9 protein-coding genes are annotated in these 10,004 nt (G+C 64.5%); 1 reads left to right on the top strand and 8 read right to left on the bottom strand.

Going from position 1 to position 10,004, the window contains the following annotated elements; translation table 11 throughout:
* Positions 1-106: 106 nt before the first annotated feature.
* Positions 107-658 (bottom strand): hypothetical protein, encoded by a 552-nt coding sequence (locus KBZ33_RS20355; RefSeq protein WP_254955281.1) that lies wholly within the window; start codon positions 656-658, stop codon positions 107-109.
* Between the two features lie 317 nt (positions 659-975).
* Between KBZ33_RS20355 and KBZ33_RS20350 the strand changes: the two genes are divergently transcribed.
* Positions 976-1,521, top strand: coding sequence for an ankyrin repeat domain-containing protein (locus KBZ33_RS20350; RefSeq protein WP_254955280.1), 546 nt, complete (start codon positions 976-978; stop codon positions 1,519-1,521).
* 86 nt (positions 1,522-1,607) lie between these two features.
* Here the strand turns inward: KBZ33_RS20350 and KBZ33_RS20345 are convergent, their stop codons facing one another.
* The 7 genes from KBZ33_RS20345 to KBZ33_RS20315 all read right to left on the bottom strand — a co-directional run bounded on the left by KBZ33_RS20345 (position 1,608) and on the right by KBZ33_RS20315 (position 9,860).
* A complete protein-coding gene (locus KBZ33_RS20345) occupies positions 1,608-2,309 on the bottom strand; it encodes a sigma factor (protein ID WP_254955279.1) in 702 nt (233 codons plus the stop codon).
* Complete coding sequence (locus KBZ33_RS20340; protein WP_254955278.1) at positions 2,306-5,005, bottom strand: LAGLIDADG family homing endonuclease; 2,700 nt, start codon at positions 5,003-5,005, stop codon at positions 2,306-2,308. Before KBZ33_RS20340 ends, KBZ33_RS20345 begins: the two co-directional genes overlap by 4 nt.
* Complete coding sequence (locus tag KBZ33_RS20335) at positions 5,002-5,484, bottom strand: hypothetical protein (RefSeq protein ID WP_255011952.1); 483 nt, start codon at positions 5,482-5,484, stop codon at positions 5,002-5,004. The genes KBZ33_RS20340 and KBZ33_RS20335 overlap by 4 nt, the downstream gene beginning before the upstream one ends.
* Before the next feature lie 43 nt (positions 5,485-5,527).
* The gene (locus tag KBZ33_RS20330) at positions 5,528-5,854 is read right to left on the bottom strand and encodes a hypothetical protein (RefSeq protein ID WP_254955276.1); all 327 of its coding nucleotides are present in this window, start codon (positions 5,852-5,854) and stop codon (positions 5,528-5,530) included.
* Positions 5,855-6,041: 187 nt separating this feature from the next.
* Complete coding sequence (locus tag KBZ33_RS20325) at positions 6,042-6,737, bottom strand: hypothetical protein (protein ID WP_254955275.1); 696 nt, start codon at positions 6,735-6,737, stop codon at positions 6,042-6,044.
* A gap of 4 nt (positions 6,738-6,741) precedes the next feature.
* The gene (locus KBZ33_RS20320; protein ID WP_254955274.1) at positions 6,742-6,915 is read right to left on the bottom strand and encodes a hypothetical protein; all 174 of its coding nucleotides are present in this window, start codon (positions 6,913-6,915) and stop codon (positions 6,742-6,744) included.
* Positions 6,916-7,199: 284 nt separating this feature from the next.
* A complete protein-coding gene (locus tag KBZ33_RS20315) occupies positions 7,200-9,860 on the bottom strand; it encodes a primase-helicase zinc-binding domain-containing protein (RefSeq protein WP_254955273.1) in 2,661 nt (886 codons plus the stop codon).
* Positions 9,861-10,004 lie beyond the last annotated feature (144 nt).

Genomic DNA, 10,004 nt, shown 5'->3' with positions numbered 1-10,004 from the left:
GCTGATTCAGGCCCATCGATGGGCATGCTCAGCAGAACAAAAGAGCCTCAGCAGCGATGAAGAGTTCAGCGCGGCCAGAATTCGCCGTGCTCAGAGGCTCGATGCTCTATTGGCAACAAACTCCTAGTTGCAGCCGAGGCAGGGAGAGCCGGTCACCCTTGACGCGGGACACGAGGGCTTCCAGCCGGTCGCCTTCTGAGGGCCAGCGGTGCTGGGGCGGCAGCTGCAGGATCAGGCAGCCGCCATCGCGAAGGGTGAGCAGGTCAGCAAGGAACAGGAACACCCCCAGGTCGGTGCCCTGGCCATCGACATCAGTGGCCACCCGGCTCAGGGAGTCGGGCAGCTCCTGCCAGGCCAATCGCGACAGCATCCCGGCGTAGGTGCGCAGGGCATCGCGGTAGAAGCCGGTGGGGCGGGCTGCCTCCAGTCGCTTGATGTAGCAGGCCTCGGGTTCTTCTATGCCGCGGGTTAGATACAACGGCCGGCGGCTAGTGCCATCAGGGAGCTCCAGCAGAGTCCAGCAGTCGTAGACCAGTTGGAGGCGGTCCCTCAGGCCGGAGAGGGTGGGGTGCTCCAGCCAGGGGGGCTGGGCAGGCAGTGCATATGGGGAAGTGAGACTGCTGAGTGTGGTTGTCCTGCGTCGGCGGGTGGTGGGCACGGGCTGCTGCTTGTAGTCACAGCTCTTGCCAGTTGTGGAAATGAGTCGCGGGATGAACTATGCAGGGTTTGCATAGTTTCGGTCAGGGCATCAGGGCAAGCAAATAGATCAAGCGGCGGGGATTGGGTTCTTGACAGGGTTCGTATTAGAACCCGGCTTGATGAGCCATCCGCCTTAGATTGACTGCCATGCAGCGGGCCTAGAACTAAGTTGGCAATGACTTCGGTTTCTTATGCGGACCACGAAGTGCCGAGCTCTTTCTTTGTGTGGGCCCGAAAGTTCAGCACTGGGCAGACCTATTGGCATGTCGAGGATTTATGAGCGAACATCAGCAGGCCATTGACCGTGCCTACGAAAATGTGAAGATTGGGGCCTGGGAGCAAGTGCTATCTGGATGGCTAAACATTCCTTGCTTGGCGCGGGAATGTAGCAGGTACCAAAAGTCATCTTCTGGCTGGACATTCTTGCATCAGGCTGCGTATTTTGGTCACGAGGCAGCATGTCGCGAGCTTATTCGCTTGGGCGCGGCGGTCGAAACACTCTCTCGTGAGCGGCTCAGTGCAGCAGATGTCGCGGACGAACGCAAATATACGGCTTTGGCAGCACTTCTGAGGCGAGCTTCCTACAGCTCGAAGTCACTTTGGGCAACCCCCAAGGATCCGAACTTGCCTCCAAGTAGTAATCTATGGGAAGAGGCTGCGGAGCGTCGAACCTCAGATGCACTATGTGTTGCTTATGCAAGCGGTGTAGTGAGTATTGCAGCGGGTTCGCGCTACTTTGTGGATTCTTTTGAGCGCACGTTGATCGGTTGGCACGGCACTTACGATCCACCTTGTGGAATGGACGGTGAGCCATTGATTTGAACATGCGGGAAGAATTTACTTACGCCATAGCCCAACAGGTTTCTCGGAAGGTCGCTCGCTGTCACTCGTGCCGCTTGTAGTGGCGTTCACTCAACCGGGAAAGCAACCACTCGTACTGAACAGGCGTCAACAATCTGAATCCAGTGCTCCCGGCTGATCCCTAATCGCACCAGCATCTCGGCAACTCCTACTCCTGAGGTCAGCAACCGCTGCCCCCGCGCATGCAGTTCCCGCCATGTCGGTGGGACCTTCAGCAGGAACCCGTTGTCCCGCAAAAAGTGCGTGATCTCCCCATTGGCATAGGTGCGCCCGTAAGGACGGAACGGGCCTCGTGAAGGGTCGTAGCGGCGCGACGCTTTGATCAGTCCGATCATTGCCAGTTGCAGCAAGTCCTCCTTGGGGTGAACAGTGCGGCGAGCGAAGTTGCCAGCGATCTTCTCCGCCAAGTCCATGTGCTCCAGGGCCAGGGCATCAGCAGCGGCGTGGGGCCGCACTGGCCGCTGTCGCTGTGGCCTGCAGCGTGGAGGCCGCTGACCCTGCGCTCTGGGGTGGTGATGGAGTGGTGCCTGAAAGTTGATCACCAGCTGCTGCGCACGTGCATGGCATGCCGGCCGGCGGTAGCCCCGTTGCTTGAGCATTTGCGCCGCACCTGCGGCATCACCCACCAGTACAACTGTCATCGGGAGCACCAGCTGCACAGCAGCCGGAGTCAGCACGGCAGGGAGTGGGCTTTCCTCTGCAGAAGGCGTGGGATATTCCCGCACTGCGGACACCAGCGGCACGCTCACCGACTCACAAGCAGTGGGGTCACCACCGGCTGGATGCCTTGGGCTTTCCAGTAGCGACCCTCAAGCCACAGGGCGCCATGGCAGAAGGCATCCACCAGGTCCTTGCTGCCTTTGGGAAAGCGGATCGCTTCTTCCACCAGCGGTTGGGCGCGGTGGTGAAAGCGGATTTGCCCCGCCTCCACCAGGGGGGCTACGGCATGGGCGCGGGTTTCCTTGCTGCCGCGGGCCGTGATCGGCAACATTCCCGGCACGCGGCGCCGGAGGGTTTGCAGCACCGCCGGGCCATTGGCGGCGTCCTCAATCAGCACGGCATTGGGCCGCAGGCCCTGCTGCTCCAGTGCCTGCAGGCAGCCCAGCAGGAAGCGGATCACCTCCGGCAGGCCAAAGCGATGCCGTGCTGCCCAGAGCACCTCCATCTCCAAGGCTGTGATCTGAGGCAGCCCCTCAGGTTCACCGCTGCGCGGGTTGATCGCTCTGGGGGGTGGTGCCAGCAGGCCCACCAGGCAGAAGCCGCAGTAGTCGCTCTCCGCCTCCCCCTTGAAGCTCAGGTCACACGAGAGGGCCAGCAGGGCGTACTGCCGCTGGCGGCCAGCCGCCTGGCTTGTTGCTTCCCTCGGGAATGGGGGCCGGATCCAGTTGCGCAAGAAGATCGAACCAGACGCCGGGCTAGGCCGCTGTTGGTACAGCGCTGCCCACCAGTAGGCACCAAGGCGGGCACGGATCTTGATCAGTTCCGACAGGGGGAACCGCTCCGGACACAGCGCCTCGCCCCTCTCGCGCCAGTCCGGAATCAGCGTGCAGGTAGGCGGCAGCTTGGGGCGCTCAGCCGGGTCCTCTGCAACAGCTGGTAGGTCCAGCACGGTCCACTGCTGGGGCGCCTCGCCGAGCTCCTGCTCATACAGCCAGCCGATCACGTCCTGGTGGTCCCAGCGGGTGAGCACCACCACCTGGGCTGAAAGGTTTGGCTGCTCGCTGCCGTCTGGTCCCAGCACCATGGCCGGTTCGGCCCGGGTAAGCCAAACCGAGCGGAGCCAGTCGATCAACTTCTGCCGCAGCGCAGGACTGGCGGCATCACCTGGTCCCTTGTAGGGGTCATCAATGATCCCCAGGCTGTAGCCCTTACCCGTGAACGGGCCATCGACGCCGGCGGCAATGCAGCCACCGCGCTGACGAGTAAGCCAGTTGCCCACCGCTGCTGAATCACGGGCCAGCAGGTGACCGGTCACCCGGTAAAAGTGGCGCGCTTCTCGGGAGTGGGCATAGGCCAGCTCAGCTGAATACGAGGCAATCGCCGCAAACAGGTGCGGGTAGCGCTGCAGGAAGTAGGCCGGGAAGAGCTTGGAAACCAGGAGGCTGTTGTGGGTCACCGTCAGCTGACGGCCCACGACATAAAGCCCATCGGCGCGGTCCACCTGGATGCAGCGTCCCCAGCGGGGTGAGGCGGGATCGTGATCGATGCGAGCAATCGCGGCACGCCGTTGCGGCGCCAGACGGGAGATGGCCTTGCGAGCAAGCCGGGTAGGGATCGGCAGGGTCGGCTGAAAGCCCACCGTGACTACCGTCTTGCGGCCCACCACACCGCTACTGCTGGTGCACGGTGGCATCTCCGTCCGGTAAGGCCGGAAACCCAGTCCCTCCGCCAGGTCGAGCACTCCTGCGGCCAGTTCCGGACTGGTGGAGGAAAAGCAGACCCGGGACTTGCAGTCGACCGTGCCATCGCTGTCGATCAGCCCCGCCAGCAAGGCAAGCCGCTGGTCCAGCGCTGAACGCAGGAACTGCTCGGGAATGTGTTTGTGGTGCAGCACCCCAGCAGCCAGCAGGTCAGAGCGCAGGGGGCTGGGATGCCCCTTCCTGGTGAACAACCCCGCCAGTGAGGTGGCCTGCACCCGCTCGTAGCGGGGGCTGCGGTGGTGATGCACCGCCGAGACCGCGTAGCCGGCTTGAACCATGGCGGCCACCGGCGCCAGGTCATGGCGGTCATGGGTGACGAGTGGCTTGCCAGCGGTGCCATTTCCCAGCCAGTAGCCGAGGGAATAGGGATCCATCGGCAACGACTGCCGCTGGTACTGCAACGGCAGAACGAGGGGCAGCTGGAAAAGAAAGCGGGAGCCGCGGCGGCCGAGCTGCCCGCTGTGCAATGGCTGTGCCGCAAGCTCCCTGGTTTCGAGGGTCTCCCAGCGGCGGCTGCGGCGGTTGCGCACCTGCCACTCATGGCGCGGGTGGCACCAGATCTCCTCACCACGGGTGGTGGTGACCTTCATCGTGGCTTGCTGCTCCTGCGACACGGCCAGCACTTGCGTCGGCTGCCCATCCGGCCCAAAGACCAGATCGCCAGGCCGTAGGTCGCCGTGGCGCCGCCAGCCAGTGGGTGTCGGCACGGGGGTGTCGTGGGCGCACAGCTTCCCTAGCCGCGGCTGACAGGTGACGATCAGCCGGCTGATCTGGCCATCGGCCACCTGCTGCAGCAGATCGATCAGCACATCGGCCCAGCGGTGAAAGCCATAGCGGGGGTAGGCCTCGGCAATGAAGCTGCGCAGGCTCTGGGGTTCTGGAGGTTCAGCAGCCGTGGTCGTGGGGAGGTGCAGCAGGCCGGCGTCACCCCAGGGGTCGAGCTCGCTCAGCAGCAGACCGCCTTCTGCAGAGGCCTGTGGCGTGAGCACCGGTGCTGGCATCGCGGTGCTGGTGCTCGCAGTCATGCCCTCGGCTCCGGTGGTTTGATCGGTGCGCGCAGCAGGCCGCCGATCTCGGCGATCACCCGGAAGGCGCCCACCGCGGCAGAAAACTGCTCGGCATCCATCGCCCGGCGGGCGCATTCATTGATGGCGAAGATCTGCTCGGCCTGGTGACGGCGGCGATCGTTGATCAACTCCTCCACCATCCGCTCGCGGGCGAGGTTGAGGTAGCGATTGACCGTCTGCGTGTTAGTGACCCCCCAACTTTCACGAGCTTTTTCGACGGTCAGCACCAGCGGGATTCGCTGGGCGATCCATAGCTGCGCTTCCGCAACCCTGCGCTCCACCTCCAGGCGCGAGGGCCGCTGTGATGGCTGGGCCGCCTTTCCCCGGGGGCGCCTGGGCGGATTGGCGTGCCCGATCGGCCGAGCCGGATCGGTGGGCTCATACAGCGGCTGGCCGTTGTCGTCCTCCGCGCAGGCGGCAGCGCGCAGCTCCTCCACCGGATCAGCAGCGCTGAAGTTGTGGGCGCGCGGCGGCATCAGCTCAGAACGGCAGGGGCTGGGTTTTCGGGGGGCGGATGGTCCAGAAGGGCTTGCCACGCTTCTCCGTGGCGCTGCCCTGCTGAATGGCCCTGTCCTTGGCGGTCTTGAGCTGCTGCTCGATCTGCTGTACCGCCGCCGGGAACTCGTAGCTCAGCCGCCCACTGCTGTGGGCAAAAGCCCAGTCGTTGTGGGAGAAAGACGGATCCAGCCGGCCGGTGGCCATCGCCGTGTTGAGGGCCTCAAGCAAGGGCTCGAGCTGCTGCTCCAGCTGCTTGTGCTGGGCCTTGAGTGCCGTGATGGCATCGAGCAGCGCATCGATGGCGTCCAACCCATCCGTCGCACCGTGAGGGGCGGCTGTCGGCGCCGAGGCAGCTTCAACAGGGGCAGCAGGCATCACCAGGAGCGCAGCATTTAGGGGCCAGCAGACAAGAGCCTGCCAGCGCCTCACTGTATGGGCTCTGTACTAAGAGCCGCAATCGCAGGGGCTGTTAATTCCTAATCAGCGCTCCCCGTGCTCAGAAGGGTCTGTGGGCGAGGCAGTAGCCGCTCCAGGCTGCGGCCCAGGCCCCCAGGCACTGCTCACGGCTGTAGAAGGTGCTGCAGAAGGCCTCACCGGGCTTGCTCCAGATCGTCTGGCCCAGCTCGTAGTGGTTCCCCTGGGCCGCCTCCAGCACCATGTAGCCGCCCAGCTGGGCGGCGGTGGAATAGGGCCGGCCGTGGGACGAGAGGGTCTTGAGGTCGTAAAGCACCCGCACCTCGTGGCCCCGGCGCTCACTCAGGGCCGGTGAGACGTAGGCACCGTCAAAGGCCCCTGCCACGTTGCGAATAAGGCAGCAGCTGAGCCGCTCGCTGGCGATCACCTGCACCTCATCCCAAAGCGGCAGCTGCAGCAGCGGCAGAATCCAGTCCCGGTACTGGTGATGGCCGCTCAGGGTCTCGACTTCCAGTAGGGCATCGCTGGCGCTCCTGCCCACCAGGAAACGGGCCTGGCTGTAGCGCTCCAGGGCCGCGTGCACCGTGGTGCCGCGCGGCTCCCAGATCGGTCGCTTGGCCTCGATCGAGCGCTTGGCGTAGTCGCTCAGGCCATGGGCCAGCACGCCAGTGATTGACACCGGGAACAGGTGCTCGCCCAGCCAGTAGCGATGGGCTGCCTCATCCCGCCAGAGACAGGGGATCGGGTCAAGCCAGGTGGCGGCGACGTGAACGGCCACTCGATCAGGCCATCCGGGTACAGGTGGTTTTGCCGTCTTCTCGCATGAAGCCAAAGCCAGTACCGGGGTTCTCTCGGATGTAGGACCTGGCCAGCTGGATCACCTGTTCACGCGGCAGGTCAACAGCGAACTGCTGGCCAACGGCCAGACAGTCAAAGGGCAGGTCGTGATATGTCATCTCAGCAGAGTAATTGGAATCAGGGTCTAACGATCTAACACGGATCCAACGGTCGTGCGTTAGATCGAAACTCCATGCCACCACAACGATCTGACCACCCCTCTAACAAACAAACATCTATTTTAATAGAGATATATATGAGAGGGGGTCTCTCTCGGGTGCACACGCACTATGCGTATAAGGGGGTGTATCGGCTGGCGCAAGCGTTAGATCGTTAGATTTCCCCAAATCCACTGTGCCGCAGTGGTTTTGGGGCTAACAGTCGCTGTTTGAGAGCTGTTCGATCAAACGTTTTCCAGGTCAGCGGCATCGATGGTCACCATGACGCAGCGTTTTGTCCCGATGCCTGCGAAGTGAACCACACGCTTGGGGAGGTAGGCCCCGTCGATACGTCTGAGCGCGGAGCGGTGGGCACCACCGCTCCAGGGGGTACTGCGGAGCACGTGGTCGAGCTGGGCGTTGGCATTGGCGACCGCCAGGAAATGCCCCTCGGCGCGCTCTCCATCCGGCAGGGGTTGGCCAGCTCGGAACACCCGCAAGCCGTAGCGGCCGAGCACCGGCACCAGCCGGTCCCAAAGGGTGCCTGACAGCGACTCCTGCAGCGCGACGCAGCGGACCATCTCACCAAAGGAGGCCTCTGCCCCGACGTCATGCCGCACGATCTGCTGGAGGATGGTGTCGCGGCACTTGATCTCATCAGCCTCAGCGTTATCAGGCTGCTGGTGTTGCCAGTCCATCTGATCAAGCCACTGGTCAGCCATTGCAAGGTCAAGGGGTCCTCCTCCACCTGCCTCCAGGCTCCAGGCCCCTGCCAGCAAGGTCCCGTGCTGGTCTCCAAAGCGCTGGCCAAAGCGACGGCCAAGGGCCTGAGCCAGGACGCGAGCGTTCTGGATGATGGCGGGTAGATGGTGCAGCGTGCGATTGATCAGCGCCCTGCCGTTGTCGATCGTGGCGACTGTTGCGATCTCGCGCTCGAAGTCAAGCCATTCACTTTTCTCCATCTGGTCCTTGCGCAGGCCGAGCACACAGAACCGGTCGATGTCGGCCTTCTGAATCAGCGACACATTGATGGAGGAGACGCAGAACATCGAGCGGATCTCGAAGCTGTTCGCGCCGCCGGAGGTGGTGCCTTTGTAGATCTTGCCGCCTTCTGAGCTGGCGATGCGGGCCAGGGCCAGCACGTTCTGAACGATCAGCTTGTCCTTCTGCTCGTTCTGCTCAAACTCATCGAAGACCACGGGGATGGCATCGGACTTGAGGGTGCCGCGCAGGCCGGCCTCGGTGGTGCCGCCAGTGGCGGATTGGACAACGCCACCCAGCAGGGGGCGGAGGAACAACTTGAGGATCGTGGTCTTACCGGTGCCGGCCCCACCGGTGAGCCAAATATGGGGACGCCAGTTCAGGGCGCCGCAGACGGGGGCCAGGACTAGCCAGCCGAGGAGGAAGTGGGCGGAGGCTGGCATCTCCCAGCGGAAGCGCTCCGCAATGAAGCGGATCTGCATCGCATCGGCATCGAGGAGGGGCAAATCGCCAGGGCCGTCGAGGTGCCGGGCCTGCTCGTAGAAGAAGCGGGACGCCGGCGGCTGCAGGACGGAGCAGGGACGGCCGTCCACATTGAGGCGATCGCCGAGGTGAAAGATGACGCGACCCTCATCGAGCCAGGCGCCCCGGCCCCGTACCCGCTCAGGGTCATAGACGCCGTTGCTGGCCTGCTGCTCAAACAGATCCGAGGCAGCAGCAGCCCAGTTGATCCCACTCTTGCTGGGGTAGAGCGTCTCCCAATAGCTAAGGGAGGCGAGAGCAACGAGGTTGGTAGCGGTGTGGGCGCTGCGCGAGAGGCGCATCACCTGGCCGGTGTTGTGCGGTTGGTAGTAGTAGGAGTCGCCGTCGAAACCGAGGCATAGGAAGGGCGCTGCCGACCTCGGTACTGCAGGGGCAGGTGGGGCAGGGCCACTGCCATCGGCGCCGGAGGCTGGGGGCGCCCATGGCTGGGCTGTTTTCGCCAGCCGCTGCGCGGCCTGTCGGGGCGTCCAGTCGGCATTAGCCAGATCCCAGCCCTGCGGCAGATCCGCCGGTGGTTCCACCAGCTGCACACTGCAGCGCTGCTGGCTCAACAGAGCAGCAAGCCGCGCCATGGCCTTGCGGCCGGGCGCGTCGGCATCGGGCCAGAGCGTCACCGCCCGCCCCGCCAGCCCCAGTGGGGCCAGCGGCTGCCAGTCCGCCTTGGCGATCGCGTTGGTGCCGTTGGCCCAGCTGATCACCACGTGCTGCGGGAACAGCAGCGCTGCTGCATCGGCGGTGCCCTCCCCCTCCACCACCAGCACCGGTACATCGGGGCGCACGCTCAAGCCCGGCAGGCCGTAGAGGGGCCGGGGTGCAGGCCACTCGCAGGAGAAGGGATCGCGGCGGCTGGGGCGGTGCCAGCCACCATCGAGCCAGACGCGATGCAGAAAGGCCTTGCGGCCCTTGCCGCCAAGGCAGAGGCGCTGGATCCAGAACAGCTGGTTGCCTGCCGCATCGCGGTAGCACCACTGGGCGATGGCCCCCTGATCCAACGCCGGTGGCGCAGCGTCAGGAGGCGGGAGCTCGGGTTGGCGCCAGGGCCGACTGCCGTGGCCCGGTAGGCCTGTGGCTGCAGAAGGCTTGCCGCCGGATCCGTTACCGGTGCTCACCGGCTGGGGCCGATGCCGCCCGGTCCCGGCCGGCTCCAGGAGCAAGTAGCGCTCCACCTCCTCGCAGGCCTGGCGAAAGGTCCAGCCGCGCACCCGCATCAGCAGGTCCATCCCGGTTCCGCCGCCGCCTAGGTGGTCCTTGCCGCCGCACTGGTTGCAGAACCAGGAGCCATTGCCGTCCTTGTCATCAAAGCGGTAGCGGTCTCGCCCGCCGCAGGCAGGGCAGGGCTGGTGGTGGTTGCTGAGCTGCTCGGCGTGCAACCCCGCCAGCACCTCAAGGAGCTCCCGCCCTGACTGACGGACACATCTCAGGTGAGACCGTTATGCGATCCCCATTGGCGCCGTGGGGTGAGGAGGCGGTGGCAGTTCGATCCGCGAGAACCAGGGCCGTTTCTGCCGTCGCCTGACCCTGCGGCT

It is taken from the genome of Cyanobium sp. Cruz-8D1, assembly GCF_024345975.1.
Lineage (GTDB): Bacteria > Cyanobacteriota > Cyanobacteriia > PCC-6307 > Cyanobiaceae > Cyanobium.
Note: the sequence above shows the minus strand (reverse complement) of the source record. Positions and strands in the feature narration are given on the sequence as shown.